Consider the following 25,783-nt stretch of genomic DNA (forward strand, 5'->3'; position numbering starts at 1 on the left):
GCGGCCACGCCGCCGACGGCATCGGCCGCCGAACGGCGTTGTGCGCGATCCCGCCTTGACCGCGCGCGGCGATCGACTATCGTGAGTCCATGCCCACCGCCGTGCCCTTCACGGGGACACACCATGGACGTCCAGCTCAACCATACGATCGTCTGGTGCCGCGACAAGCTCGCGTCGAGCCGCTTCCTCACCGAACTGCTGGAATTGCCGCCGCCGACGCCGTTCGGCGCGATGCTGGTCGTGCCGCTCGACAACGGCGTGTCGCTCGATTTCTACGAAACGATGGGGGAGATCACGTCGCAGCACTACGCGTTCCTGACCGACGAAGCCGGCTTCGATCGCGTGATCGCGCGCATTCGCGAGCGCGGACTGCCGCACTGGGCCGATCCGGCCAAGCGGCAACCCGATGACATCTACCGCCACAATGGCGGCCGCGGCGTGTATTTCGACGATCCGGACGGCCACTTCCTCGAAGTGATGACCCGGCCGTACGTGCTGAACGGCTAGCGCGTCGGGCCAGCCGGCGTTGCGCCGGCCGGTATGGCGCAGCGCGGGTGCCGACCTGTTGCGGACGACACCCGGCCGGCCGCCGTTACTCGGTGGTCGCCGCCGTCTTGCGCGGACGACGCGCGCGCGGCGCCGCCTTGCGGGCCGGCTTCTTCGGCTTCGCGTCGGCGGGCGCGTCGACCGCCGCTTCAGCAACCGACTCGGCAGCCGATTCAACCGGCACGGCGTCATGCGACGGCCGGGCGGCCGCACCCTCGCCGCCGAAATCGCCGGCCGCCGGCTCGACATGCGTCACTGCGGCGTGCCGCTCGGCGCCCTGCTCCGCGTCGCGATGCGTGTCGTCGGCATGCTTGCCGTGCGCGTGCTTCCCTTCACCGTGCTTCGCCCCGCCCTGCGTGGCGTCGTCCGGCTTTCCGGCCGCGTGACGGCCGGCGCTCTTCGCGGCGGCACCCTTCTTCGCGCCGGCCTTCTTGGCCGCACTCTTGCGTGCGCGCTTGCGGCCATCCTTCGCGTCGCCGTGCGCATCGGCCGCTTCGGTGGCGTCGGTCGTTTCAACCGGCGCGAGCGCCGCTGCGTCGGCGAGCTCGGCAACCGCCACCTCCTCCACCTCCGCCTCGACCTGCACGCTTTCGTGCACGACCGCTTCCGCCCGCTGCCCGCGACGTCGCGACTGGCGTTCGGCCCGCGCCGGCTCCGCCGCGCGCGTGCCGTGGTGCCCGGCGCCGCCGTCACCGGCCGTCGCAGCGTGGTCCGCGGCCGCCTGCTGGCGTGCCCGCGACACGAACGCGCCCGACTTGTCGTCGCGCCCCACTTCGAGCAGGCCGCGCGCCTGCGCTTCGTCGAGCAGGTTGCCGAACGCGCGGAACCCGTAGTACGACTCGTTGAAATCCGGCTTGCGGCGCTTGATCGCGCTCTTGAGCACCGACGCCCAGATCTTGCCGACGTCGTCGCGCTCCGACGCGAGCGCGTCGAACGTCTCGACCGCCAGCGCGATCGCCTCGGCCTTGCGCGCGTCCATCTCGTGCTTACGCGACGGCTCGTCGGGCCGCTTCACCGGGCTGTTGCCCGTGCGCTGCTGTTCGCGCTTCGCGAGCGCGCGCTGCTGCTCGCGCACCAGATCGTCATAGAAGATGAATTCGTCGCAGTTGGCGACCAGCAGGTCCGACGTCGACTTCTTCACGCCGACCCCGATCACCTTCTTCGCGTTCTCGCGCAGCTTCGACACGAGCGGCGAGAAATCCGAGTCGCCGCTGATGATCACGAACGTATCGACGTGCGACTTCGTGTAGCAGAGGTCGAGCGCGTCCACGACGAGCCGGATGTCGGCCGAATTCTTGCCCGACTGGCGCACGTGCGGAATCTCGATCAGCTCGAAGCTCGCCTCGTGCATCGACGCCTTGAAGCCCTTGTAGCGATCCCAGTCGCAATAGGCCTTCTTCACGACGATGCTGCCCTTCAGCAGCAAGCGCTCCAGCACGGGCTGGATGTCGAATTTCTCGTACTTCGCGTCGCGCACGCCGAGCGCGACGTTCTCGAAGTCGCAGAACACGGCCATGCTGACGTTGTCCAGGGGTAATGCCATGTGTACTCCAACCGGTTGGCCGACGCGTTGTATGACGTAGCGGCGAAAAAAGCATCGCGCACATGATAGCCGGTCGGCGCGTCATTCCCGAATCCGTGTGAATGAATGACGGCGTGAACGGCCATCGCAACAATATGCCCGCGCCAGGATGCCCGAGCCGGTACGCCCCTTAATACGCACCCGCCGCCGGGGCAAATCGACATTACACTTGAGATATTGGTCGTCCGTCCCTATCTGGAAGGATGACGCATCGAGCAAGGAGCGGTTTCATGACGACGAAGCTACTGCTGATTGGCGCGACCGGCCGAACGGGCCAGGCCTGCGCGGATCTGCTGCTCAAGCAGCCGGAGTTCGAGGTCACGGCGCTGGTGCGCCGGCACGGCTATGCGCTGGCCGGCGCAAGGGTCGTCGAGGCCGACCTGACGAACGATTTCTCGCACGCATTCCAGGGCATCACGCACGTGATCTACGCGGCCGGCTCGGCCGAATCGGACGGCGCGGCCGAAGAAGAGCAGATCGACCGCGACGCGGTCGCCCGCGCGGCCGACTACGCGCTGGCCTACAACGCGCAGAAGCTCGTGGTGATCAGCTCGCTGTCCGCGTACCGGCCAGAACTCGGCCCGGACGCGCTACACCACTATTCGCAGATGAAGCGCGAAGGCGACGACCGCGTGATCGCGTCAGGTGTCGACTACGTGATCCTGCGCCCGGGCCCGCTCGCGGACGGGCCGGGTGTCGGCAAGATCGCACTGACCGACGCGTGGCTCGACCCCGCGCCGCCGGTGTCGCGGCAGGACGTGGCATGGGCCGCGATCGAGGCGATCAAGCTCGGGATCTCGCGCAAAACCGTCGGCTTCGTCGGCGGCAGCGTGCCGATCGAGCAGGCCTTGCGCGCGTAGCGGCCCGCCGCGCGCTGCCGGGCGGCGGCGCGGGCCGGGCCGGCAGCGCCGGGCTTACTGCTTCGGATGCGCGTCGGCCCACGCCTTCACGGCAGCCAGCGTGTTCTCGACGTGCTTGTCGGGCGACATGCTCGTGTATTCGTACAGAATCTTCCCTTCCGGCGAAATCACGTACGACACGCGGTTCGCGCGGTCGATCGCCGGCAGCTTCGCGTCGTATTCACGGATGATCTTCGCGTCCGGGTCGGCCGCGACCGGGAACTTGCTCCGGCACTCGCTCACCGAAAACTTCGTCAGCGTGTCGATATTGTCTGCCGATACGCCGATCACGGTCGCACCGTAAGCCTTGTAACGGTCGACGGCATCCGCGAACGCATGCGCCTCGATCGTGCAGCCCTTCGTGAACGCGGCCGGGTAGAAATACAGCACCACCGGCCCCTGCTTCAGCGCGTCCGCGAGCGAGTACGTGTAAGTCTTGCCGCCCAGCGACGCCTGCGTCGTGAAGTCGGGCGCCGCGGCACCCGGCTTCAGTTCCGCCTGCGCCATCAGCGCATGGCCGGCCACCAGCGCCGCCATGGCGCCCAGCAACAGTTTTCGCTTCATCTGCGTCCTCATTTCTTATAAAGTCAGCCTCGATGTAGGCCACGCCGGCGTTCGCCTGTCGAACGCCCCGAGTACAATCCGGCCCAGCGGCAGCGCCATCCGCGCCCGGCCGGTTAAAGATTCCGCACAGTCTGCCGTTATTCCTTCCGGACAACCGGTTCCAGCCCTTCACGTCAGCGAGAAACATGGAAGCCAACAGGAAACAGACGTCACGCAAGGGCTCCTGGCGCAGTGCCTTGCATACGCTGCGCCGCTTCGCCTGGTCGGGCGGCGCGCTGATGCCCGCGCGCGCCGGTGCGCCGCGACGCGACGACTCCGTGCGCAACTGGCTGGAACAGACGGTCGGCACGGTGGACTTCCTCGCCCATGTCGACCGCGAGCTGCGCTTTCTGTACGTGTCCGACGCGAGCCTGCGCTTCATCGGCTACCACCGCGACTACCTTCACACGCTGACGCTGCGCGACCTGATCGCTGAACAGGATACCTCGGCGCTCGAAGGCCTGCTTGCGCGCGCCGCGCGTTCCGGCCAGGTCGAGAAGGCGACGATGTGCATCGTCAAGTCGCTCACCTACCCGCTGGACGTCGAGGTCCGCGCGTTCAAGAGCCGACACCACGGGGTCGACGGCTTCGCGATCGCGGCGTTCGACGTGTCGTCGTGGCGCGCGCTCGAGGCGCGCCTCACGTACGAAATGCACCACGATCCGATGACGGGGCTCGACAACCTGTCCGCGCTCGTGCCGGCGCTGATGCGCGCGCAGCAGACCGCCGACGAGGACGGCACCTGCGCGGCGCTGCTGCTGCTCGACCTCGACGACTACCAGCGGATCAACCGTGCGCTCGGTTACGACGCGGGCGACACGCTGCTGCGCGAAACCGCGCAGCGGCTGAAGGCGCTCGTCACGCCGAACGAACGGCTCGCGCGCGTCGCGAGCGACAAGTTCGCGGTCGTGCTCGGCGCGGCGAACCGCACGCAGGCGAGCAATGCCGCCGATGCGCTCGCACGCCGGCTGCAGGCCGCGGTGCGCGAGCCCTACGTGTACCAGGGGCAGACCGTGCACCTGTCCGCGAGCATCGGCATCGCGCTTTATCCCGACGAACGCGCCGCACCGCATCGCGCGCAGCACCACAGCCCGCTGCTGCGCCGCGCCGACCACGCGCTCGCGCAGGCGAAGGCGTCGGGCGGCAACGCGCTCGCGTTCCATGCGCCCGTCGACGATCCGGCCGACGCCGAACGGCTCAAGCTCGAAGCCGACCTGTACGACGGGGTTCGCAACGGCGAGTTTTCGCTCCATTTCCAGCCGATCACGCGCAGCCAGTCGGGCGCGGTGGTCGGCGTCGAGGCGCTGATCCGCTGGCGCCATCCGGTGCACGGCCTCGTGCCGCCGGCGACCTTCATTCCGCTCGCCGAATCGATCGGCCTGATCAACTACCTCGGCAACTGGGTGCTCAAGGCCGCGTGCATGCAGCTCGTCGCGTGGGACCGCCAGGGGCTCGCGCTCCAGTACGTGGCGGTCAACGTGTCGCCGCAGCAGTTCCGCGACCCGCGCTTCACGCAAAGCGTGCGCGAGGCGATCGCGCTGACGGGCATCGACCCGCGCCGCATTGTGCTCGAAATCACCGAAAGCCTGCTGATGCACGATCCCGCGCATGCGAAGGGGCTGCTCGAGGAGCTGACCGATCTCGGCATCCGCTTCGCGATCGACGATTTCGGCACCGGCTATTCGAGCCTCGCGTACCTGCAGCGCTTCCCGCTCGCGAAGCTGAAGATCGACCGCAGTTTCGTCGAGAACCTGCTGACGTCGCGCAATGACCGCGCGATCGTGTCGGCGGTGGTCGGCCTCGCACAGACGCTCGATCTCGAGCTCGTCGCCGAAGGCGTCGAGACCGAGGCGCAGCGCGCGCTGCTGACCGAGATGGGCTGCAACCATATCCAGGGCTGGCTCGTCTGCCAGGCGCTGCCGTCCGAGGAGCTCGCACGGCGCTTCGAGGCGCACCAGCTGCACCTGCACGCCGCCGCCTGACGCGCGCGGCGAACCGGATAGATCCGTATGTCAATCACCGAACACATGCCCCGCACCGCATTGATCGACAAGCTGTGGGCCCGGATGAGCGAACGCGGCGATTTCCCGCTGCTGTCGGAATCGCTGCGCGCGACGATGGCCGCGATGAAGAACGACGACCTCGACTTCACCGCGCTCGTGCGCGTCGTCCTGTCGGACTTCGCGCTCACGCAGAAAGTGCTGCGGCTCGCGAACTCCGCGATGTACATGGCGTTCGGCGGCAACATCACGACCGTGACCCGCGCACTGATGGTGCTCGGCATGGACGCGGTCGGCCATCTGGTCGTCGGGCTGAAGCTCGTCGACCATTTCCACCACAGCACGCCGCGGCGCATCGATGCGAAGCTCGAACTGAACCGGGCGCTGCTGTCCGGCTGCGTCGCACGCAAGCTCACCGAGCGCGCCGAACTGCGCGCGGGCGAGGAAGCCGTCGTCTGCACGCTGATGCGCCAGGTCGGCAAGCTGCTCGTGGTCTGCTATCTCGACAGCGAATGGGATCGGATCCGCCGGCGCGCGGCCGAACTGAACGGCGACGAAGCGGCCGCCTGCGCCGACGTGCTCGGCGTCGGCTTCGACGAGATCGGGCTCGAGGCAGCCACGCGCTGGCGGCTGCCCGACGTGATCCGCGCGGGGATGGCCGATGACGACCACGCGGCCCGCGCCGACGAATACGACGACGACGACCGCAACGCAGGCCATGCGGCCGAGGACGGCCCGGCCGACCGCGTCCGCTGGCTGCGCGCGGTGAGCCGCTGCTCGACCGACGTCGCGAGCGCGCTCGTGATGCCCGCCAGCCCGCAGCGCGACGCGCGCATCGCGACGCTCGCGCAGCACTACGGCACCGAGCTCGACATGGAGCCCGACGCGCTCGTCGAGATCGCCGAGCGGCTCGCGCGCGAGGAAGCGAGCGACACCGTGATGCGCGAGATCGTCGAACTGCGCGCGAACGCCGATGCGATCGCGCGCGCGCAGGCCGAGCCCGAGGCATGCCTCGAAGCCGGCCTCGCGGACCTGCGCGCGCTGCCGTCCGAGCACGTGCTGACGCCGGTGCTCGCGCTCGCGTCGGAAAGCCTGCTGGCCGGCCTTGCGTTCACGCGCACCGTGATGTTCGTGCGTCACGACGACGGCACGTTCGCCGCGCGCCTCGGCTTCGGCCCCGGCGTCGATACGGCGCTCGACCGGCTGCGCTTCGACGAGCGCTTCGAGCCGGACGTGTTTCATCTCGCGATCTCGAACTCGGTCGGCATCTTCATCGAGCAGGCGCAGGAACCGAAGATGCTCAAGCGCCTGCCCGCGTGGTATCTCGACGCGTTCGACGACACGCGCGCGTTCGTGCTGCTGCCCGTGCGCGTCGGCACGACGAGCGTCGCGCTGCTGTACGGCGACTGGGCGGGCGCGCAGCCCGCGCGCAAGATCACGCAGCAGGAGATGAGCGTGCTCAACGAGCTCGCCCGCGAATTGGGCCGGTTCTTTCCTGCCTGACGCGGCCGCCGTTTCCACCCTCCAAAAGCAAACCGGCCGCATAAGCGGCCGGCTGCATCGTGCGATAAAACGAAACGCTTACTTGAGCGTCACGGGCACGCTGAAGTACTTCTTCGCGAGGTTGTCGATCGTGCCGTCGGCCTTCAGGTCCTTCAGCGCCTGATCGAGTGCGGTCTTCAGCGCCGCGTCGTTCTTGCGCAGACCGAAGCCGACGCCCGAGCCGAGGATCTCGGTATCGCTGACCGTGCCGCCCGCGAATGCAAAGCCCTGGCCCTGCGGCTTCGTCAGGAAGCCCTTCGAACCGGCTTCCGAATCCTGGAACGTCGCATCGAGACGGCCCGACTTCAGGTCGGCATACGCCAGATCCTGCGTCTGGTACGGCACGACTTCGACGCCTGCCGGCGCCCACTTCTTCTTCGCATACGATTCCTGGATCGTGCCCTGCAGCACGCCGACGCGCTTGCCCTTCAGCGATTGCGGGGTCGGCAGCAGGCCGCTGCCTTGCTTCGCGATCAGCTGGTTCGGAATCGTGTAGATCGGATCGGTGAACGCGATCGCGTGCTTGCGCTGGTCGGTGATCGTCATGTCCGAGTTGATCGCGTCGAACTTGCGCGCCTGCAACGCGGGGATCAGGCCGTCGAAGTCATTCTCGACCCACACGCACTTCGTCTTCAGCTTCGCGCACACCGCGTTGCCGATGTCGATGTCGAAGCCGGTCAGCTTGCCGTCGGGCGTCTTGAATTCGAACGGTGCATACGAGGCCTCGACGCCGAACCGGATCTCTTTCAGATCCGCGGCAAACGCGCTGCCTGCCGCCACGGCCGATGCCGCCACCACCGCATGCGCGGCCACTTTACGCCAATCCAACTTCATCAGGTGCTCTCCTCGATACTCGAATGTTCCAGAACTACGGGCACGTACATCATTGCAGGGCCAGATGACCAGGACAATGCGGCTACCGCGCCGTGATGCGGCGCAACAGCCGCAAGGCCGCGATTGTACCAATCCGCGCGGCCCGGTATGGCAAAGCGGCCGTCGGCGCGCGATGCTGCGGTGCGCACACGACGCCGGCCGGGCCGGCCGCGGAACTTGCAAGACGATGTCGCAAATACGCAAGCGCGGCCGCACTGCTCCGCGGCCGCGTCGATGGGTCAGACGAGCGCCGCGATCGTCTCGCGTGTCGTGTCGATGACGAGCAGGCCCGCACGCAGGCCCGGCTTCACGCTCGGGTTCGGGAACACGATCCGTTCCTCGTCGTGCGTCACCGTGTAGCGGTAGTCGCCGTCCTGCGCGAGCACCGTGCCGCGCGCGAACGCGGTGAAGTTCGCGACGTCGGCCGCGACGAACAGTTCGAGCGCGTCGCTCTGCTTCGTGATCTGGTCGATCACCGTGAACACGCGCGGCAGCGCGGCATCGTCCTGCGGATCGCTGCCCGGCGGATGCCCGGCCGACGCTCCCGACACCAGCTTGCGCACCGCACGATCGGTCGGCGCGAAGCGTGTCAGGTCGTTCTGGCCGAACGGGCGCACCTTGCCGAGTTCCAGCGTGCACGCCAACGCATCGCAGTGCTCGGCCGTGAAATGCGAATACGTGTTGCCCTTCGCGGTATGCAGCAACACGGCCGCGATGCGCGCATCGCCGAGCCATTCGACCATCGTGCGCGTCGGCGGCGTGCCCGTGTGCGGCAGCAGCGCGAACTGCTCGAACACCGACGCGCGGATTGCCGTATGCATGTCGATGTGCCAGCGCGCGCCGTCCGGAGGCGCCGCCGCGAAGAACGCGGCAGCGGCCGCTTCGAGCTGCGCGGCGCGCGGCGCTTCGCGGCTTGCGGGCACCTGCGCGTGACGACCGCTGAACAGGCGGTTCAGGTCGTCGTCGAGATAACGCTCGCCGGCCCGCATCGCCGGCACGTTGCCGAGCACGACGAGCAGCCGGCACGCGAGCGGCAGCGCGCCCGACGCGAGATCGCGCACGAGCATCGACAGCAGTTCGATCGGCGCCGTCTCGTCGCCGTGCACGCCGGCCGACACGAGCACGCTCGCACGCGCCGCGTCGGCGGCCGCCGCCGGTTCGAGCGCGAGCAGCCCGTCGCCGAGCCATGACCAGCGCACCGCGCCGCCCGCGCAGGCGCCGTCCTTCACGGCCGGCGCGCCGCCGGCCAGCGTGAACGCGAGAAAGTCGTCGAGCGGCGCGGCGGCGGACATCGGTGCGTCAGCGCTGGAAGTCATACAGCGACCCGACGCGCAGGATCTGCGTGAGCGCGTCGAGCGCCGTGCGCGATTCGTCGAGCAGCGCCGGATCGGCGAGGTCTTCCGGCGCGAGGCGATCGCGATAGTGCTTGTCGATCCATGCGTCGAGCGACGTGAACAGCGTGTCGTTGATCCACACGTTCGACGTGACGGCCGCGCGCTCGGCTTCGTTCAGCACGACGCGCAGGCGCAGGCACGCGGGGCCGCCGCCGTTCTTCATGCTTTCGCGCAGGTCGAACACGAGCACGTCGTGAATCGGGCCGTTGCTGGCCGCGAGACGGTCGAGATAGGCCGCGACGTTCGCGTTCTCGCGGCATTCCTGCGGCACGACGAGCACCTGCGAACCGTCCGCGCGCGACAGCAGCTGGCTGTTGAACAGATACGACGTCACCGCATCGTTCACGCTCACGGCGGCCTCGGGCACCTCGATCACGTTCAGGCGCGCGCCGCGTGCGTCGAGCGCGGCGGTCAGCGTGTCGTAGATCGCCTGCTTGTTGACGAACGCGCGCTCGTGCGTGAACAGCGTGTCGCGGTTGCCGACCGAGATCACGTCGTTGTGGAACACGCCCGCGTCGATCACGTCCGGATCCTGCTGCGCGTACACCGTCGCTTCTTCGGCGAGCCCGTGGCGATGCGCGACCGCGCGGCTCGCCTCGAAGGTCTGGCGTGCCGGGAAGCGCTTCGGCTCGGGGCCGCGGCGGTACTCCGCGCGGCCGTACACGAAGAACTCGATGCCCGGCTTGTCGTATTCGGCGCAAAAGCGCGTGTGGTTCGCCGCGCCTTCGTCGCCGAGCGCCGGCGTGCCCGTCAGCGCTTCGTGCACCGCGAAGTGCGCGGGATCGGCGAACAGCGTCGACAACGTGCGGCGCGTCGCGTCGTGCTCGATCGCGCGATGCAGCTTGCTGCACAGGTTCGCCGGCGTGAAGTGCACGCGGCCGTCGCTCGTGTCGGCCGACGGGCTGACGGTGGCCGCGTTCGCGGTCCACATCGCCGATGCCGAGCTCGCCGCGGCCAGCAGTTCGGGCGCCTGCTTCGCGGCCTTCGCGATCACGTCCGCGTCCTTGCCCGAGAAGCCGAGCTCGCGCAGCAGGCGCAGCGACGGCCGCTCCTGCGGCGGCAGCACGCCCTGTGCGAAACCGAGATCCGCGAGCTGCTTCATCTTGCGCAGCCCCTGCTTCGCGGCGGCCTTCGGATTCGCGGCCGACTTCTCGTTGTTGAGCGACGCCACGTTGCCGAACGACAGCCCGGCGTAGTTGTGGGTCGGGCCGACGAGTCCGTCGAAATTGGCTTCTTGTGCGTTCATCGTCGCTCCCTCGATCAGAAATGCAGGCCCGGCGACAGGCTCGCGGGCAAGGTCAGTTGCGTGCTTTCCACCGACGCCATCGGAAACGCGCAATAGTCGGCCGCGTAGTACGCGCTCGGGCGATGGTTGCCCGAGCGGCCCGTGCCGCCGAACGGCGCGGCGGACGACGCGCCGTTGGTCGGCCGGTTCCAGTTGACGATCCCGGCGCGAATCGTGCGGCGGAAGTGTTCCCATGCGTGCGCGTCGTCGGCGAGCAGGCCGGCGGACAGGCCGAACGCCGTGTCGTTCGCGCGCTCGATCGCTTCGTCGAACGTCGCGTAGCGCACGATCTGCGCGAGCGGGCCGAAGTGCTCTTCGTCGGGCAGGCTGGCCACCCCCGTCACGTCGACGATCGCCGCGTTCACGAAACCGAGGCGCGGATCGCGCTGCGTCATCGCGATGATCGGCTTCGCACCCTGCTCGATCAGGCGCGACTGCGCGTCGACGAGCTTCGCGGCCGCGCGGGCCGAGATCACCGCGCCCATGAACGGCTGCGGATCGGCGTCGAACACGTCGGCCGTGATCTTCGACGTGACGTCGGCGAAGCGCGCGAGAAAGCGGTCGCCGAACGCGCCCTGCGGCACGAAGATGCGGCGCGCGCACGTGCAGCGCTGGCCGGCCGACAGGAACGCCGACTGGATCGTGTGATGCACGGCCGCGTCGATGTCCTCGACTTCGCCGATCACGAGCGGGTTGTTGCCGCCCATCTCGAGCGCGAGCACGATTTCCGGACGGCCGCCGAACTGCTTGTGCAGCAGCGTGCCGGTGTCCGAGCTGCCCGTGAAGAACAGCCCGTCGATCTGCCGATGATTCGCGAGCGCGATGCCCGTGTCCTTCTCGCCCTGCACGAGGTTCAGCACGCCGTCCGGCAGCCCGGCTTCCTTCCACACCTCGACTGTCGCACGCGCAACGCCCGGCGCAAGCTCCGACGGCTTGAACACCACCGCGTTGCCGGCGATCAGCGCGGGCACGATATGGCCGTTCGGCAAATGGCCGGGGAAGTTGTACGGGCCGAACACCGCGACGACGCCGTGCGGACGGTGGCGCAGCACCGCGACACCGTCGGCCATGTCCTGGCGCTTCTCGCCCGTGCGTTCCTGGTACGCCTGGATCGAAATGCCGACCTTCGCGGCCATCGACGCGACTTCGGTGCGCGCTTCCCACAGCGGCTTGCCCGTCTCGCGGCCGATCGCGGTCGCGATCGCTTCCTTGCGTTCGTTGAGCAATGCCGCGAAGCGCTTGGCGATCGCGCAGCGCGATTCGAAGTCGAGCGCCGACCAGCCGGCGAATGCGCGGCGCGCGCTCGCAACCGCGCGGTCGACGTCGGCCGCCGACGCGCTTTCACCCTGCCACGCGATTTCGTCGGTGCCCGAGTTGCGCGAAGCGAAGACGGGGCCCGAGCCTGCGACCCAGGCGCCGTCGATGAAGAGTTCCGTCATGGTTCGTTTATCCCTGTTTGACTTTGAGCGGCAGCACGCGGACCGGATCGCCGGCCTTCACGTCGAGCGCGGCGGCATCGTCGGCCGACAGCACGAACGCGCCGTTCGTGACCACGCCCGGCGCGACGCCGACGCGGAAATCGGTGAGCGACGTGTTCGACACCAGCGACGTCGGCGGGCGCTCGCCTCCCGCGTCAGGCACGCCGATCGCGACCGGCACGACGACGCTCTCGCGCACGGTGCGCAGGTCGTTCACGTGGCATTCGAGCACGGGGCCCGCGTCGAAGATGTCGACGTGATTCTGGTAGCGCAGCCCTTCCGCCTCGAGCATCTTGCGGGCGGGCAGCGTGTCGCGGTGCGTGAGGCCGACCGCATCCTGCGCGTCCTGCGGCAGCAGATCGACGTACACGGGGTAGCGCGGCATCAGTTCCGCGAGGAACGACTTGCGGCCGTGCGAGCTGAGATAGTCGGCCGCGTTGAAATCGATCTGGTAGAAGTGCGAACCGACCGCGCGCCAGAACGGCGACGTGCCGTCTTCGTCGAAGTGGCCGCGCAATTCCGCGCAGATGCGTTCCGGGAAACGGTCGCGGAACTGCGCGATGAACATGAAGCGCGAGCGCGACAGCAGGCCGCCGACGCCGCCCGTGCGATAGCGCGGGCTGAGGAACAGCGAGCACACCTCCGCATAACCGGTCAGGTCGTGCGAGATGTTCAGCGCGGACATCCGCGTCCACACGCCGAGCTCCTGGCTCGCGTGCACGACCGTGCTCACGCGGTAGTTGTAGAACGGCTGTTCGAGGCCGACCTGCGACTCGATTCCGCACACGCCCGCGATGTCGCCCGTCTTCGATTCTTCCATCACGAAGAAGTAGCCGGCCTCGCCGGGCTCGGCCTCGCCCGCGAGCGTGCGGCGCGTGCGTTCGATGCGCGCGGCAAGCGCGTCGCGGTCGGGCTTGAACGTGGTCAGGCCCGGCCCGGTTTCCTTCGCGAGCGACACGAGCGCATCGACGTCGCCCGTTTGTACGACCCGAACAACGATCATGCTGCGTCTCCCTTCAAATCTTCATCGTCGCGGCGGTGCAGCGGCACGCAGCGCACGACATCGCCGTCCTTCACGTCGAGCGCCGCGCGCACGTCGCCGGCCAGCGGCGCGTCACCCGTCTCGCCCGGCAAGTCGGTCAGCACGCAGCGGAACGATTCGCCGCTGCCCGTCGACACCATGTACGCGACGTCGCCCTGCTCGCGCGCGGCTTCGCGCACGGTGCGCTCGGCGCCGTGCTTCACGCACGCGGTGCGGTCGACCTGCGCGGTCAGCACCGGGCCCGCGTCGAAGATGTCGACGAAGCGGTCGGGCTCGAAGCCTTCCTCGAGATGGATGTCGTACGCGAGCAGTGCCGTCTCGTTCGGCTCGCCGAGCACGCGCTGCGCGGCTTCCGGCAGCAGCGGCACGTAGAGCGGATAGGCCGGCATCACTTCCGCGATGAACGTGCGGCTGCGCCCGCCCGACGCGATGTCGACGTCGGTGAAGTCGCGGCCGAAGAACTTGCGGCCCACCGCTTCCCAGAACGGCGATGCGCCGTTGCCGTCGCTCACGCCGAGCAGCAGCGTGAACACTTCGGGCGTGAAGCGGCGGCGGTTCGCGGCGATGTACATCATCCGTGCGCGCGAGATCAGGTGCGCGGCCGCGTCGCCGCGCAGCGACGGATCGACATAGAAGCCGGCGAGCCGGCTCTTGCCGGTCAGCTCGTGCGACATCGTGAGCGCGTGGATCTTGCGGTTCACGTGCAGCTCGCGCGACGCGTGGATCAGTGCGTCGTTGCGGAACGCGTAGAACGGTTCCGAGTAGCCGGCCGCGGCCACGATGCTCGCCGTGCCGAGCAGCTTGCCCGTCGACGAATCTTCCAGCACGAAGAGGTAGAACTCCTCGCCGGCGAAGTCGACGTCCGCGCGAAACGAATCCTCGGAGAGCGCCACACGCGCTTCGAGCGCCGCGCGGTCGTGCGGCAGCGAGTGCAGGACCGGCTGCGCCGTGCGCGCCATGTGCGCGAGCGCATCGAGATCCGTGAGTTTGCCGGGGCGAACAAATAGCATCGTCGTTCCTGTCTGCGATGGGTGCGCCGATCAGCGCGCGGTGGCTTCCTGCGCGGCGAGCACTTGTTCGACTGCCTTCTCGAAGCGCTTGACGCCTTCGTCGAGCAGGTCGAACGGGATCACCAGCGACGGGACGAAGCGCAGCACGTTCGGGCCGGCGATCAGCATGATCAGGCCTTGCTCGGCTGCCGCATTGACGAAGTCCTTCGCGCGGCCGTCGAACGCGGCCGTGAGTTCGGCACCGACGAGCAGGCCCTTGCCGCGGATGTCCTTGAAGATGCCGAAGCGTGCGTTGACGCGTTCGAGCGCGCCCTTCAGGCGCACGCTACGTTCGCGCACGCCTTCGAGCAGTTCCGGGTCGCCGATCAGTTCGACGACCTTGTCGGCGATCGCCGACGCGAGCGGGTTGCCGCCGTAGGTCGTGCCGTGCACGCCGACCTTGAAGTGCGCGGCCAGTTCGTTCGTCGTCAGCATCGCGCCGATCGGGAAGCCGTTGCCGAGCGCCTTCGCGGTCGTCAGGATGTCCGGCGTGACGCCCGTGTCCATGTACGCGTAGAACTGGCCCGTGCGGCCGACGCCCGTTTGCACTTCGTCGAAAATCAGCAGTGCGCCGTTGGCGTCGCACGCTTCGCGCAGCGCCTTCAGGAACGCCGGATCGGCCGGGATCACGCCGCCTTCGCCCTGCACCGGTTCGACGATCACCGCGCAGGTTTGCGGACCGATCGCCGCCTTCGCGGCTTCGATGTCGTTGTACGGCAGGTGCGTGATGCCGGCCGGCACGGGGCCGAAGCCTTCCGAGTATTTCGGCTGGCCGCCGACGCTGACCGTGAAGAACGTGCGGCCGTGGAACGACTGCACGAACGAGATGATTTCGGCTTTATCGGCGCCGTGGCGATCGAACGCGACTCGGCGCGCGAGCTTCAGTGCGGCTTCGTTCGCTTCCGCGCCCGAGTTCGCGAAGAATGCGCGGTCGGCGAACGTCAGCGATTCGAGGCGCTTCGCGAGGCGCAGCACCGGCTCGTTCGTGTAGCCGTTGCCGATGTGCCAGAGCTTGCGGCTTTGTTCATCGAGGACCTTCAGCAGTTCCGGGTGGCTGTGACCAAGGGACGTCACCGCGATGCCGCATGCGAAATCCACGTATTCGCGGCCGGCCGTGTCCCACACGCGGGAGCCCTCTGCGCGATCCGGCACGAACGGGGCGGGGGAAAATACCGGCACCATCACTTCGTCGAATGTCTGGCGGTTCACGGTCGAGGTCGTCATGGTCGTTCCTTTCGGTTTCGTAAGAGGGTTCAACAGGATCAAGTTTAGGTAAGGGTGACGCAAGCGTCTTGCGGAATTGCGACGGGTTCTATCGGAAGCGGATAGGCCGCTTTATTTTGCCCTCCCGGCGGGGGTTCTTGTTTGGTGTGTCGGTATTTTTGGGGGTTTGGGTTGATTGCTTGCGTTTGTCGTGAAGCACCTGTGATCGTGTCGGTCTATTAGCGTCGCCCCTGCGCGGGGCAGCGGTTACTTTTCTTTGTCTTGCCAAAGAAAAGTAACCAAAAGAAAGGCGCTCGGACAACGCATGACTTCCCGGTGCCGTGGCCCTCTGAGTGGTCCTCGCCTAAGTGTCCGCGCCAGTCACGAAACCGGAGTGGTCCGAGCAATGGTTCTGACACCACTCACCACCCAACAAAGCGGTATACCGCCCGCTAGCTCCGCCCTCGCTTCGCTCGGCCGACAGGGACACATCCCTCCAGCACCACTGACGAAACAACCCCACCCCAATCCAATGAAGCAATGAATGAGTGATCACAAAGAATAAGGAGCAGCCTTGAGCCAATGCCGATGAAGGTAGCTGGCCAGCATGGGGATTCTGGGAGTGTCCGGCGGCATGATGTCTCGGCAGGAGCAAGAAGGCATGCAGCACAATCTGAAGCACCTTGCAGCCGAGCGTAGCGAGGATGGAGCTAGCGGGAGGTATACCGCTCTGTTGGGTGGTGAGTGGTGTCAGAACCATTGCTCGAACCACTCCGGGTTCTGGCCTGGCGCGGACACTTAGGCGGTGGCCACTCAGAAGGCCATGGCACCGGGAAGTCATGCGTTGTCCGAGCGCCTTTCTTTTGGTTACTTTTCTTTGGCAAGACAAAGAAAAGTAACCGCCGCCCCGCGCAGGGGCGACGCTAATAGACCGACACGATCACAGGTGCTTCACGACAAACGCAAGCGAACCACGAATCAATCCTTCCCCCCCCTCTCAACCAGCGCGCCCCCGCGAGGCTCACTCCCGGTCTGCTTCTCGAGCCAGGCTCGCCGATCTTCCCGAGGCGTCACCCCGAACCTCTCCCGATAAGCATTGGAAAAATGCGCAGCAGAAGAGAACCCACATGCAAGACTCACCTGCACGACGGATTTGCTCGTGCGCTGCAACTGCGTCCGAGCCTTGAGCAACCGAAGATTGAGGTAATACTTCGACGGCATCGCCCCAAGATACTGCCGAAACAACCGCTCCAACTGTCGGCGCGAAACGCCGACCAATTCGGCGATCTCATCGGTCGTCAACGGATCCTCGACATTGGCTTCCATCAGCAGCAACGCATCGTTCAACTGAGGATGCCGCTCGCCGGGCGCGGTCACAAAAGGAATCCGCTGGCGTTCCTCACCGCTCCGCAACGTCCCCGCACCGAGCGCATCGGCAATTCTCTCGGCGAGATCGACACCATGTTCCCGGCCAATCACGGCCAGCATGAAATCAACGGTGGTCTGCCCGCCGGCACAGGTCGCCCGATCGCGATCGATCTCGAAGATCTGCTGCGTGACGATCGACCGCTCGAACTGCTCGGCGAACTGCTGATACGTCTCCCAGTTCACGCTCACGCGATACCCTGAAAGCTGCCCGGCCATCGCGAGCCACCACACGCCGTGGTGAATGCCGGTGACGAGCGGCGTACGCTGCCCGACCCGCGCGAGACTCGCGAGAAAGAGCCGGTAATCGGCAAACTGCTGGAACCGCTCGGAGACGACGATCAGCCAGTCGCACGCGATCGCATCGTTGAACGCCGCATCGGCATGCCACTGCGCACCGCCCGCGAGCGGCACCGGCCGCCCGTCCCACGAACAGACCTGCCAGCGATACAGCAACCGCCCGTCGATCTCGTTCGCAAGATTCAACGCATCGACGATCGGGCCCACGCCCGACATCGACACGGGCGGCAATGCAACGATCGCCACCTGCGTCGTGCGGGTGGCGCCTGCGGGACGAGACACCGGTACCACGTATGAAACCCGCCCTGTCGCGTTACTTGAGACTGCCCGACAGGAACTGCTTCAGCCGCTCGCTCTGCGGGCGCACCAGCACCTCCTTCGGATCGCCCTCTTCCTCGGTCCGCCCCTGATGCAGGAACATCACGTGGTTCGACACGTTGCGCGCGAAGCCCATCTCGTGCGTGACGACGATCATCGTGCGGCCTTCCTCGGCGAGCTTCTGCATCACCTTCAGCACTTCGCCCACGAGCTCCGGGTCGAGCGCCGACGTCGGTTCGTCGAACAGCATCACGTCCGGATGCATCGCGAGCGCGCGCGCAATCGCGACACGCTGCTGCTGGCCGCCCGACAGGTGCGACGGATACTGCTTCTCGACGCGCGGCGGCAAGCCGACCTTCTCCAGGTACTCGCGCGCACGATCCTCGGCTTCCTTCTTCGAAATGCCGAGCACGTGCAACGGCGCTTCCATCACGTTCTCGAGCACGTTCATGTGCGCCCAGAGGTTGAAGTGCTGGAACACCATCGCGAGCTTCGTGCGGATGCGCTGCAATTGCTTGTGATCGGCGACTTCGAGCGCGCCAGCCCGGTCGGTCTTGGTGCGCACGGTCTCGCCGTCGACGACGATCTGCCCCGCATTCGGCCGCTCGAGAAAATTGATGCAGCGCAGGAACGTGCTCTTGCCCGAGCCGCTCGCGCCGATGATGCTGATGACGTCACCGGCCTTCGCGTTCAGCGACACGCCCTTGAGCACCTCGTTGTCGCCGTAGCGCTTGTGGATATCGACCGCCGCAAGCTTGGTGGAAGCGGAAGCGCTCGTTTGAGTGATCTCGGCCAACTGGCTCTCCTCGAAGTGAAATCAATGACGGCCGGCTGCGAGATACGCAAGCCAGTGGCGCTCCGCACGGCGAAACGCCGCGACGAGTGCGAAAGATACCGCAAGATAGATCAGCGCGGCGATTCCGAACGACTGGAACGCCATGTAGGTCGCGGAATTGGCGTCGCGGGCGACCTTCAGGATGTCGGGCACGGTCGCCGTGAACGCCACGGTCGTCGCGTGCAGCATCAGGATCACCTCGTTGCTGTACAGCGGCAGCGCACGACGCAGCGCCGACGGCAGGATCACGCGGCGATACATCGTGAACGGCGTCATCCCGTACGCACGCGCAGCCTCGACCTCGCCGTGCGGGATCGCGCGGATCGCCCCCGCGAAGATCTCGGTCGTGTACGCGCAGGTGTTCAGCGCGAACGCGAGAATCGCGCAGTTGAAGCCGCTGCGGAAGAACGCGTCGAGCAGCGAGTGCGAACGCACGAACTCGAGGCTGTACATGCCCGTGTACATCAGCAGCAACTGCACGTAGAGCGGCGTACCGCGGAACACGTACGTGTAGAACCGCACGGGCATCGACACCCACTTCTTCCTCGACACGCGCGCGACCGCGAGCGGCACCGCGCACACGAAGCCGAGCGAAATCGACGCAACGAGCAGCCACAGCGTCACCGTGAGGCCGGAGAGGCGCTGGCCGTCCCAGTAAAGGAACGCCTTGCCGAATTCCTGGAGGATCTCGATCATAGTTCTGCGTGCCGCACGCCCATGGAATAACGCTTCTCGAGCTGAATCAGCACGAGGTTGGAAACGGTCGTGATCGCGAGATAGATCAGCGCCGCGACGAGGATGAAGAAGAACATGTTGAACGTGCTCTTGCCGGCGTCCTGCGCGGCCTTCACGACGTCCGCAAGGCCGATGATCGACACCAGCGCGGTGGCCTTCACGAGCACCTGCCAGTTGTTCCCGATCCCGGGCAGAGCAAAGCGCATCATCTGAGGAAACATGATCCGCGCGAACACGCGCGCGCCGCTCATCCCGTACGCGGCACCCGCCTCGAGCTGGCCGCGCGGCACCGACAGGAACGCGCCGCGAAAGGTCTCGGTGAAATACGCGCCGTAAATGAAGCCGAGCGTCAGCACGCCGGCCACGAACGGGTCGATGTCGATCTGGTCCCAGCCGACGAGGTCGGTGAACTGGTTCAGCCAGATCTGGATGCTGTAGAACAGCAGCAGCATCAGGACAAGATCGGGCACCGAGCGGATCAGCGTCGTATAACCGGTCGCGATCGCTCGCAGCACCCGGTTGGGCGACAGCTTCGCCACCGCGCCGATCAGCCCCAGCACCACCGCAGTGGCGAGCGACAGCACCGACAGCTCGATGGTCTGCACGGTGCCAGCCCAGAGGACAGGACCAAAGCCGTAAAGGAACACGCGCGTCTCCAGAGTTGGAATGGATGCCGGCGCGTATGCCTGTCCCGCGCCGGGTTGACGCGGATAGTCGCAAGCGAAATTGATTGCCTCAAATCACCTTGCGCGCGATTGCTGCATCGCAACAACCCGTCCCATCATTTGCGACGCAATCTACTCCGCTGTTTCAAAAGGAAAAAAGCCGCTTCCTGACAGTCGGATGACACTCAGGGAAGCGGACTTTTTGCAATTTTCCGGTCGCTTTTTCGATATAGCGCCGGCGACGGTTTACCGTCCCTTCAGGATGTCGGAGCGCGAGGTCGTATAGACAAGCCCGTCCGGGCCGAAATGGACATTGAAGAACGCGTCGGTGTTGACGCCGTCCTCGAGCCAGCGCCAGCTCCAGACCGTCTCGGGCTTCAGCGGGTACTGCGCGATGTCGCCGGGCTTGCCGAGCAGGCGCCGCACCTCGTCCTCGTTCATCCCGGGGCGCACCTTCGCGAAATTCTCGGCGGTCAGCACCTGCGTCGCGCCCGTATAGCGCCCGTTCGCATCGAGATCGACGAACCACGTCTGGTTGCCCATCGGGCCGCGCGGATATTCGAGGCGCTTCGAGCCGTCGGTGAACTCGCGCTCGGTCTCGGGCTTGCCCATCGTGCCGCGCACGTCGGCCTCGGTCGATTCGCCGACCTTCAGCCCCTTCAGCAGCAGCGGCGCGGGCTTGATCGCATTGAAGAAGTCCCTGATGCGTTGCACGTCGAGGTTACCTTGCTTGTCGTCGCAGCCAGTCAGCGCCAGCGCGGCGGCCAGCATCGTCATGGGAAGCAGCCGGAAACGGAAAATCATCGGAAGAAATGCACGTCGAGAAAACACGCGGCAAGCATACCCGTGCGGCGCCAAAAGCGCGAGACGGGCGCGCGGCCCGTCTCGTGTTCAATGCGTCGTTTCGGTTTCAGTTTCGGATTCGGTCACGCGGCTCGCCGCGTGCGGCGCGCGCGGCACGGCCGGCGGCACATTGACGCGGCGGCGCGTGCGCACAAGTTCGGCGAGCTGCCACGAACCAAGCGCCAGGCAGCCGAACAGCACCTCGCGGCCGCGCTTGACCAGCGCAAGCGACAGCGCGGTCTCGCGGTCGACGCCGAACATCTGCGCGAGCAGCACGACGGTCGCCTCCTGCACGCCGAGGCCGCCCGGCACCATGAACGCCGCATGCCGCACGGCCTGCGTCATTGCCTCGATCGCGATCGCGCCGCCGATCGACACCGGATGGCCGAGCAGCGCGAGCGCCCAGTAGATCTCGAGCGCGCCGAGCACATAACCGGCCAGTTGCCAGAAGAACGCGCTGAACAGCAGGCCCGTGCGCGACATCAGCCCGTCGATGTCGGCGTCGAGCCGGCGGCCGTCGACGCCCTGCAGCAGCCGGTGCGAATCGCCGAGCAGGCGGCCCGCGAAACGCTCGATCGCGTGGAAGATGCCGCCGCGGCGCATCAGCACGACGCCGAGCACGGGCAGCGGCAGCGTCAGCAGCAGCGCGAGGCCGATCGTGCCGCCGCCCATGTTGTCCGTCGTCGCGAGCAGCAGCACGAGGCCGAGCGCGGCGAACGCATACTGGACGACGATCGTCACGAGCACCTCGACGATCACCGACGCCGTCACGCGGCTCGCGTCGGGCACCTGCCAGCGCGCGAGCCGGATGCCGACCAGCTCGCCGCCGATCCCGACCACGGGCAGCAGCCGGTTCACGGCCTCGCGCACGGTCGCGATCCACCACAGGAACGGCAGCGAACTGCGCCGGTCGAGCAGCAGGTGCCACGCGTACGCATCGAGCAGCAACGGCAGCGCATGGAACGGCACGAGCCACAGCAGCGCGTAACCGGCGCGCGCGAGCATCTGCGACACGTCGCCGACGCCTTCGTGCAGCCCCAGCGCGAGCAGGATGCCGATGCCGATCGGCCAGCCGAGCCACTTGATCCACTTGGTCATGACGGCTGCGCTCCCGGTGCGCGCGGCGCATGCGCGCCCCGCCGTGCCGCGGGCTGGCCGAACACGTCGGCAAAACCGCCGGTCGCGACGCCCGAAGACTTCAGCGCGGCCGCGACGCGCGGCGACAGCAGCGCATCCAGTTCGTCGACCGGACGGTAGCCGGCCATCGTCGGCGTGATCGGGCCGTCGCCGGCCTCGGCCGGATGGCAATAGATCTCGCCGACACCCGGCGGCAGCGACGCGAGCGCGTCGAGCAGCACGGCCTCGTCCATCGCGCCCGTGTGTTCGATCCCGACCACGTAGTCGTTGTGCGCGAGCCCCGCACGGTCGAGCCGCGCGCGCACCAGCGCGATCCACGGCTTGAGCAGCGCGGGCGCGGTCGTCTCGTACGGCAGCCGCACCGCGCGCAGCCCGTAGTCGCGGCCGATCTCGATGATCAGCGACAGCACGGTCGGATGCAGGTGGAAATGCTTGTGCGCGTTCACGTGGTCGAGCGGCAAACCGCTCGCCGCGAACGCGTCGAACTGCGCGCGGATTTCGCGGCGCAACTGCGCACGCACGTGCGGCAGGAAGAAAAAGCGACAGCCATCCTTCGCCATCGCGTCGCCGAAGCGCCCGCCGGGGCCGACGAGCGCGGGAATCTCATGCGCGGGCAGCGTGGCCGGCCCGTCCGCGAGGACGAGATGCAGGCCGACCGCGAGCGACGGCAGCCGCCGCGCGCGTTCGATCGCATCCTGCGCGGCGGGCGCGCCGACCATCAGGCTCGCGGCGTTCAGCACGCCGTCGCGGTGCGCACGCTCGACCGCCGCGTTGACGCGCGGGTGCAGCCCGAAGTCGTCCGCGGTGAAGATCAGCGCCCGCGCCGCCCGCTGCGTCGCCACGAATCAGGCCTCGTGTGCACGCAGGAAGCGGAAGAACTCGACACCTTCGCGCAGGCGGCGCTTCATCATGTCCCAGCTCGTCAGCATCTCGCGGACGATTTCCCAGATCTTCGACGGACGGAAGTAGAACTGGCGATAGAACTGCTCGAGGTGGTGATAGATCTCGTCGCGCGACAGATGCGCGTAGCCGATCGCCGCGAGCTGCACGCCTTCCTTGCTCACCAGGTTGATGGTCTTGTTCTCTTCCATCCAGCCGTTTTCCACGGCCTGCTTGTAGAGCGTCGTGCCCGGATACGGCGCGGCGAGCGAGACCTGGATCGTGTGCGGATTGATTTCCTTCGCGTACTCGATCGTCTTCTTGATGGTTTCCTGCGTCTCGCCCGGCAGGCCGAGAATGAAGGTGCCGTGGATCTTGATGCCGAGCTTCTTGCAGTCCGCGCTGAAGCGGCGCGCGAAATCGGTGCGCACGCCCTTCTTGATGTTCACGAGGATCTGGTCGTCGCCGGATTCGAAGCCGACCAGCAGCAGGCGCAGGCCGTTTTCCTTCATGACCTTGAGCGACTTGTACGGCACGTTGGCCTTCGCGTTGCACGACCACGTCATGCCGAGCTTGCCCAGACCGATGGCGATGGCTTCGGCGCGCGGCAGGTCGTCGGTGAAGGTGTCGTCGTCGAACATCAGTTCCTTCACTTCCGGCATGTTGTCGCGGATCCACTTCGCTTCCGCGAGCACGTTCTCGACCGAGCGCGTGCGGTAGCGATGGCCGCTGACCGTCTGCGGCCACAGGCAGAACGTGCAGCGCGACTTGCAGCCGCGGCCCGTGTAGATCGATACGTACGGGTAGTTCAGGTAGCCGATGAAGTAGTTGTCGATCTTCAGGTCGCGCTTGTAGATGGGCGCGACGAACGGCAGTTCGTCCATGTTCTCGAGGATCGGACGCGCTTCGTTGTGCTCGATCGAGCCGTCCTTCGCGCGCCAGCTCAAGCCCTTGATCTCGGGGAACGGCTTGCCTTCGGCGATTTCCTTGCAGGTGTAGTCGAATTCCTCGCGGCACACGAAGTCGATTGCCTCGCTCGCCGTGAGCGAGTTGTGCGGATCGACCATCACCTTCGCGCCGACCATGCCGACCAGCATCGACGGCTTCATCTTCTTCAGATCCTGCGCGAACATCGCGTCGGTCGGGAACGACGGCGTGCTCGTGTGGATGATCACGAGGTCGTAGTCGTTCGCGATCTTCAGCGTTTCCTCGACCGACAGACCGTCGGCCGGCGCATCGAGGACGCGGCTGCCCGGCACGAGCGCGGCCGGCTGTGCGAGCCACGTCGGATACCAGAAGGAACGGATTTCGCGCTTCGCCTGATAGCGCGAGCCGGCTCCGCCGTCGAAGCCGTCATACGAAGGGGCCTGCAAGAACAGCGTTTTCATGAGTGCTCCGGTAGCCTGCATAGTTCGATTCGTTACAACGATTCAGTCAATAAACCGCGGGCCGCCCTGCCGGCGCCCGCCTCTCTGTCATGTCGCGCCGCGCGGCCTCGCCGCGCAACGCGTCTCGGCCCTCGGGCCGGGTTCGATCGGGAACGGCCCTAGCGGCCGTCCACCGCTTCCACCGCCGTCGCGCGTTCGCCGCCGACGACCGTCATCCTTGCACCGCGCCACACGACGTGCGTGCCGAACGCGGCCGCGAGCCACTCGAGCGCGAGCAGCGTGTCGCGTACCGCGACGAGCGGCAGATCGCGCCAGAACGCGCGCCAGCCGTCCTCGCCGCGTGCGTGCAGCACCAGCCGCCCGAATGCGCCGACCACGGCCGCCCCGCCCGCCAGCGTGCCGGCGAAGGTGCCATCGAGACGCAGCGCAAGTGCCGCGCCGATCGCGAGCCACGGCACGGTAAACGTAATGAACAGGAACGCGAAGCCGGCCGGGTTCAGCGAACGGATCGTGCGCAGCCAGCGCGTCTCGCGGTGCCACAAAGGCCCGAACGACGGTTCGATCACGTCGGTCGCGACCTCGACTTCCGACAGCACGGTGCGCCGCCCGAGGCGGCGCGGCAGCTCGGCAAGCCAGAAATCGTCGGCCAGCTCGTCCTTCAGCGCGAGAAAACCGCCGATCCGGTCGAGCGTGTCGCGCGTCAGCGCGAGCGTCGCGCCGAAGCCGAAGCGGCTCGAGCGGCCGAGGTGCGTGATCCGCACCGACGGCGCGAACCAGGCGTCGACGAACTGCGCGCCGATCCGCGTCCAGAACCCGCCGACGCTGCGCGCATGATACAGGCACGTGACGACACCGACCGACGCATCGGCGAGCGGTGCCGTCACGCGCTCCAGATAGTCGGGCTTCACCGCGATGTCGCTGTCCGCGATCACGATCCGGCCGTACTTCGCGCGCCCGGCGAGATTGATCAGGTTGCTGACCTTCAGGTTCTTGCCGTGCACGCGCGAATCGACCACCAGCGTGATGTCGCACTCCGGATAGTCGGCGCGCAACCGCTCGACGACGGCAATGGCCGGATCGGCCGCCGACTGGACGCCGAACAGCACTTCATACCGCGGATGCCGCTGCTCGCAGAACGTCGCGAGGTTTTCGTACAGGTGCGGCTCCGCGCCGCACAGCGGCTTGAGCACGCTGACCGGATCGAAGCCGTCGCGCGCGGCCGTGCGCGGCGTGCGCGGCCGCGGCGCGAACGCGGCGACGAGCGCATAGCCGGCTGCGGCCAGCGTGAACACGATCAGGAGCCAGTCGAGCAGCGTTGCGGTTTGCGTCATGCGCAACGCCTCCCGGCGACCTGAACGCCACGGAGAACGCTTGAGCGTGATTCAGCGTGATGCGGTATTCCGACAACGACGAACGCGGGCACGACCCGACTCCTTGTTCCAGCAGCGTCTGTGTATGGGGGAGGCATGACCCATTCTTCGGGTACGACCATGCCCGGCTTCGCGTGGCGCATCTTCGCGCGCCGCCCGGACGGGATGCGGGAAGACTCGAATGGCTAGCATCGGCACAACATGGGCAGGCGCCGGATTTTAGCAGCCTGCGGCATCCCGCGCTCGGCACTACGAGAAACGGACTGGTGCAATTCCGGCAAAGCTGTGCTGCAGGAGAACCATTTGGGCGCAACCGCGTTCACGTTAGCGTAAGCGCTTTGCAAGCGTATTGCAGTCTTGAAAATCAAACGTTTCGTGCAAATTTGTAGGTC

The 25,783-nt window shown here is 67.0% G+C and carries 22 protein-coding genes; 4 read left to right on the top strand and 18 right to left on the bottom strand.

The genetic code is table 11. From position 1 onward, the window contains the following. Window positions 1–123 precede the first annotated feature (123 nt). Complete coding sequence (locus VL15_RS26010) at window positions 124–507, top strand: VOC family protein (protein ID WP_048249464.1); 384 nt, start codon at window positions 124–126, stop codon at window positions 505–507. Window positions 508–592: 85 nt separating this feature from the next. Here the strand turns inward: VL15_RS26010 and VL15_RS26015 are convergent, their stop codons facing one another. Further along, the gene (locus VL15_RS26015; protein ID WP_048249466.1) at window positions 593–2,089 is read right to left on the bottom strand and encodes an NYN domain-containing protein; all 1,497 of its coding nucleotides are present in this window, start codon (window positions 2,087–2,089) and stop codon (window positions 593–595) included. A 269-nt stretch (window positions 2,090–2,358) separates the two neighbouring features. Here VL15_RS26015 and VL15_RS26020 point away from each other — a divergent pair, with 269 nt between their 5' ends. After that, the gene (locus VL15_RS26020) at window positions 2,359–2,988 is read left to right on the top strand and encodes an SDR family oxidoreductase (RefSeq protein WP_048249467.1); all 630 of its coding nucleotides are present in this window, start codon (window positions 2,359–2,361) and stop codon (window positions 2,986–2,988) included. Window positions 2,989–3,042: 54 nt separating this feature from the next. Here the strand turns inward: VL15_RS26020 and VL15_RS26025 are convergent, their stop codons facing one another. Next, on the bottom strand, window positions 3,043–3,591 hold the full coding sequence (locus VL15_RS26025; RefSeq protein ID WP_048249468.1) for a peroxiredoxin: 549 nt from the start codon (window positions 3,589–3,591) through the stop codon (window positions 3,043–3,045). A gap of 278 nt (window positions 3,592–3,869) precedes the next feature. Between VL15_RS26025 and cdpA the strand changes: the two genes are divergently transcribed. Continuing rightward, entirely contained in the window at window positions 3,870–5,612 is a 1,743-nt protein-coding gene (gene cdpA / locus VL15_RS26030) for a cyclic di-GMP phosphodiesterase CdpA (RefSeq protein WP_196319626.1), read from the top strand. Window positions 5,613–5,639: 27 nt separating this feature from the next. Then, window positions 5,640–7,133 carry an HDOD domain-containing protein gene (locus VL15_RS26035; protein WP_048249471.1) on the top strand — a complete coding sequence of 498 codons (1,494 nt, stop codon included), beginning with the start codon at window positions 5,640–5,642 and terminating at the stop codon, window positions 7,131–7,133. 78 nt (window positions 7,134–7,211) lie between these two features. Here the strand turns inward: VL15_RS26035 and VL15_RS26040 are convergent, their stop codons facing one another. The 16 genes from VL15_RS26040 to hpnI all read right to left on the bottom strand — a co-directional run bounded on the left by VL15_RS26040 (window position 7,212) and on the right by hpnI (window position 25,352). Continuing rightward, window positions 7,212–8,006 (bottom strand): ABC transporter substrate-binding protein, encoded by a 795-nt coding sequence (locus VL15_RS26040; RefSeq protein WP_048249472.1) that lies wholly within the window; start codon window positions 8,004–8,006, stop codon window positions 7,212–7,214. 278 nt (window positions 8,007–8,284) lie between these two features. Next, the gene (gene astE, locus VL15_RS26045; RefSeq protein ID WP_196319627.1) at window positions 8,285–9,337 is read right to left on the bottom strand and encodes a succinylglutamate desuccinylase; all 1,053 of its coding nucleotides are present in this window, start codon (window positions 9,335–9,337) and stop codon (window positions 8,285–8,287) included. A gap of 7 nt (window positions 9,338–9,344) precedes the next feature. Then, window positions 9,345–10,685: an N-succinylarginine dihydrolase gene (gene astB / locus VL15_RS26050; RefSeq protein ID WP_048249474.1), complete on the bottom strand. Its 1,341-nt coding sequence runs from the start codon at window positions 10,683–10,685 to the stop codon at window positions 9,345–9,347. A gap of 14 nt (window positions 10,686–10,699) precedes the next feature. Next, window positions 10,700–12,163 carry a succinylglutamate-semialdehyde dehydrogenase gene (astD, locus tag VL15_RS26055; RefSeq protein ID WP_048249475.1) on the bottom strand — a complete coding sequence of 488 codons (1,464 nt, stop codon included), beginning with the start codon at window positions 12,161–12,163 and terminating at the stop codon, window positions 10,700–10,702. A 7-nt stretch (window positions 12,164–12,170) separates the two neighbouring features. Next, window positions 12,171–13,205: an arginine N-succinyltransferase gene (gene astA, locus VL15_RS26060; RefSeq protein ID WP_048249477.1), complete on the bottom strand. Its 1,035-nt coding sequence runs from the start codon at window positions 13,203–13,205 to the stop codon at window positions 12,171–12,173. After that, window positions 13,202–14,254 (bottom strand): arginine/ornithine succinyltransferase subunit alpha, encoded by a 1,053-nt coding sequence (gene aruF / locus VL15_RS26065; RefSeq protein WP_048249479.1) that lies wholly within the window; start codon window positions 14,252–14,254, stop codon window positions 13,202–13,204. Before aruF ends, astA begins: the two co-directional genes overlap by 4 nt. 30 nt (window positions 14,255–14,284) lie before the next feature. After that, complete coding sequence (locus VL15_RS26070) at window positions 14,285–15,517, bottom strand: aspartate aminotransferase family protein (protein ID WP_048249480.1); 1,233 nt, start codon at window positions 15,515–15,517, stop codon at window positions 14,285–14,287. A 957-nt stretch (window positions 15,518–16,474) separates the two neighbouring features. After that, window positions 16,475–17,512, bottom strand: a complete 1,038-nt coding sequence (locus VL15_RS26075) for a GlxA family transcriptional regulator (RefSeq protein ID WP_048249482.1) — start codon at window positions 17,510–17,512, stop codon at window positions 16,475–16,477. A gap of 22 nt (window positions 17,513–17,534) precedes the next feature. Beyond that, window positions 17,535–18,335 (bottom strand): ABC transporter ATP-binding protein, encoded by an 801-nt coding sequence (locus VL15_RS26080; RefSeq protein ID WP_048249483.1) that lies wholly within the window; start codon window positions 18,333–18,335, stop codon window positions 17,535–17,537. A gap of 21 nt (window positions 18,336–18,356) precedes the next feature. Further along, window positions 18,357–19,070 (bottom strand): ABC transporter permease, encoded by a 714-nt coding sequence (locus VL15_RS26085; protein WP_048249484.1) that lies wholly within the window; start codon window positions 19,068–19,070, stop codon window positions 18,357–18,359. Continuing rightward, the gene (locus VL15_RS26090; RefSeq protein ID WP_048249485.1) at window positions 19,067–19,756 is read right to left on the bottom strand and encodes an ABC transporter permease; all 690 of its coding nucleotides are present in this window, start codon (window positions 19,754–19,756) and stop codon (window positions 19,067–19,069) included. Before VL15_RS26090 ends, VL15_RS26085 begins: the two co-directional genes overlap by 4 nt. 264 nt (window positions 19,757–20,020) lie before the next feature. Further along, window positions 20,021–20,578 carry a lipoprotein gene (locus tag VL15_RS26095; protein ID WP_048249486.1) on the bottom strand — a complete coding sequence of 186 codons (558 nt, stop codon included), beginning with the start codon at window positions 20,576–20,578 and terminating at the stop codon, window positions 20,021–20,023. An 87-nt stretch (window positions 20,579–20,665) separates the two neighbouring features. Further along, window positions 20,666–21,715 (bottom strand): lysylphosphatidylglycerol synthase domain-containing protein, encoded by a 1,050-nt coding sequence (locus tag VL15_RS26100; RefSeq protein ID WP_048249488.1) that lies wholly within the window; start codon window positions 21,713–21,715, stop codon window positions 20,666–20,668. Continuing rightward, window positions 21,712–22,596: a hopanoid biosynthesis-associated protein HpnK gene (hpnK, locus tag VL15_RS26105; protein WP_048249490.1), complete on the bottom strand. Its 885-nt coding sequence runs from the start codon at window positions 22,594–22,596 to the stop codon at window positions 21,712–21,714. The genes VL15_RS26100 and hpnK overlap by 4 nt, the downstream gene beginning before the upstream one ends. A 3-nt stretch (window positions 22,597–22,599) precedes the next feature. Beyond that, complete coding sequence (gene hpnJ / locus VL15_RS26110) at window positions 22,600–24,021, bottom strand: hopanoid biosynthesis associated radical SAM protein HpnJ (RefSeq protein WP_048249491.1); 1,422 nt, start codon at window positions 24,019–24,021, stop codon at window positions 22,600–22,602. A gap of 158 nt (window positions 24,022–24,179) precedes the next feature. Continuing rightward, complete coding sequence (gene hpnI, locus VL15_RS26115) at window positions 24,180–25,352, bottom strand: bacteriohopanetetrol glucosamine biosynthesis glycosyltransferase HpnI (protein WP_048249492.1); 1,173 nt, start codon at window positions 25,350–25,352, stop codon at window positions 24,180–24,182. Window positions 25,353–25,783 lie beyond the last annotated feature (431 nt).

Source organism: Burkholderia cepacia, from assembly GCF_001039005.1.
Classification (GTDB): Bacteria; Pseudomonadota; Gammaproteobacteria; order Burkholderiales; family Burkholderiaceae; genus Burkholderia; species Burkholderia theae.

Bases quoted from the DNA above. Each gene is read 5' to 3' on its own strand.
- VL15_RS26010 (WP_048249464.1), top strand. From the start codon at position 124: ATGGACGTCCAGCTCAACCATACGATCGTCTGGTGCCGCGACAAGCTC.
- VL15_RS26015 (WP_048249466.1), bottom strand. From the start codon at position 2,089: ATGGCATTACCCCTGGACAACGTCAGCATGGCCGTGTTCTGCGACTTC.
- VL15_RS26020 (WP_048249467.1), top strand. From the start codon at position 2,359: ATGACGACGAAGCTACTGCTGATTGGCGCGACCGGCCGAACGGGCCAG.
- VL15_RS26025 (WP_048249468.1), bottom strand. From the start codon at position 3,591: ATGAAGCGAAAACTGTTGCTGGGCGCCATGGCGGCGCTGGTGGCCGGC.
- cdpA (WP_196319626.1), top strand. From the start codon at position 3,870: ATGCCCGCGCGCGCCGGTGCGCCGCGACGCGACGACTCCGTGCGCAAC.
- VL15_RS26035 (WP_048249471.1), top strand. From the start codon at position 5,640: ATGTCAATCACCGAACACATGCCCCGCACCGCATTGATCGACAAGCTG.
- VL15_RS26040 (WP_048249472.1), bottom strand. From the start codon at position 8,006: ATGAAGTTGGATTGGCGTAAAGTGGCCGCGCATGCGGTGGTGGCGGCA.
- astE (WP_196319627.1), bottom strand. From the start codon at position 9,337: ATGTCCGCCGCCGCGCCGCTCGACGACTTTCTCGCGTTCACGCTGGCC.
- astB (WP_048249474.1), bottom strand. From the start codon at position 10,685: ATGAACGCACAAGAAGCCAATTTCGACGGACTCGTCGGCCCGACCCAC.
- astD (WP_048249475.1), bottom strand. From the start codon at position 12,163: ATGACGGAACTCTTCATCGACGGCGCCTGGGTCGCAGGCTCGGGCCCC.
- astA (WP_048249477.1), bottom strand. From the start codon at position 13,205: ATGATCGTTGTTCGGGTCGTACAAACGGGCGACGTCGATGCGCTCGTG.
- aruF (WP_048249479.1), bottom strand. From the start codon at position 14,254: ATGCTATTTGTTCGCCCCGGCAAACTCACGGATCTCGATGCGCTCGCG.
- VL15_RS26070 (WP_048249480.1), bottom strand. From the start codon at position 15,517: ATGACGACCTCGACCGTGAACCGCCAGACATTCGACGAAGTGATGGTG.
- VL15_RS26085 (WP_048249484.1), bottom strand. From the start codon at position 19,070: ATGATCGAGATCCTCCAGGAATTCGGCAAGGCGTTCCTTTACTGGGAC.
- VL15_RS26095 (WP_048249486.1), bottom strand. From the start codon at position 20,578: ATGATTTTCCGTTTCCGGCTGCTTCCCATGACGATGCTGGCCGCCGCG.
- VL15_RS26100 (WP_048249488.1), bottom strand. From the start codon at position 21,715: ATGACCAAGTGGATCAAGTGGCTCGGCTGGCCGATCGGCATCGGCATC.
- hpnJ (WP_048249491.1), bottom strand. From the start codon at position 24,021: ATGAAAACGCTGTTCTTGCAGGCCCCTTCGTATGACGGCTTCGACGGC.
- hpnI (WP_048249492.1), bottom strand. From the start codon at position 25,352: ATGACGCAAACCGCAACGCTGCTCGACTGGCTCCTGATCGTGTTCACG.